Annotated in this window: 1 protein-coding gene and 1 pseudogene; both read left to right on the forward strand. The window is 70.2% G+C overall.

All coding sequences use genetic code 11. The features are described 5' to 3' along the window. Positions 1 to 589, forward strand: a 589-nt coding sequence (locus tag JF781_RS28035; RefSeq protein WP_225341366.1) for a PE/PPE C-terminal domain-containing protein, incomplete at its 5' end; no start/stop codon positions are given. A 132-nt stretch (positions 590 to 721) separates the two neighbouring features. Next, positions 722 to 819, forward strand: a pseudogene (locus JF781_RS28805) (DUF732 domain-containing protein); the annotation flags it as partial.

Genomic DNA, 819 nt, shown 5'->3' on the forward strand with positions numbered 1-819 from the left:
CCTGGGCATTTCGCAGTGGAAGGGCGCCTTCGTCTATGCCCCCTGGAGCGCCGGCTTGCCCAAAGCATCGCTGGGGGCGGGTCTGGCCTCACCCGGAGGCCTTGGCGCCGGCGTCCCGGTGCGCCCCGTATCGGCGGTGCTGGGCACCGCGCCCACCGTGGGCAAGCTGTCGGTGCCCTCGAGCTGGGCCACCGCCGCCCCCGCCATCCGGCTGGCCTCCACCGCCCTGCCGGCCACCAGCGCGGCCGCGGCCGCCGCGGCCGGGTTTCCCGCCGAGCTGGTCAACGATGCCACCCTGGGCAGCCTGGCCGGCGGCGCACTGGGCGGCCCCGCCGCCCGCGTCATCAACACCACCACCGCCATCCAGACCCGCGCGATCACCGGCCAACGCCGCACACCACCGGTCAAACTCGACCGCATCATCGCCCAACTACAAGAAATGCCCGACCAAGTACAGCACTGGAACGTCGACGAAGCCGGCCTCGACGACCTGGTCGCCCAACTGCGAACCACCCCCGGCGTGCACGCCGTCCACGTCAACGACGAACCAGCACCCGCCGCCGCACACCCCGAATCCCAGCTCGGATAACCACACCGAAGGAGGCTGCAGATGACACGGCTGCTCGCGCTTCTCACCGTATCGCTGGCCATCACGATCACCGCACCCGCACACGCCACCCCAGGCGAGGACTAGCCGCCCGCCGATGACAACAACGGAACCTTCCTGTCCGACCTACACACCGTCGGCATCAGCTTCAAAGATCCCAGCCAAGCCGTCGCCGCGGGAAAATCCGTGTGCGGCATGATCACCCGCGGCGC

This window comes from Mycobacterium sp. WUMAC-067 (assembly GCF_020217485.1).
In the GTDB taxonomy this organism is placed as follows: domain Bacteria; phylum Actinomycetota; class Actinomycetes; order Mycobacteriales; family Mycobacteriaceae; genus Mycobacterium.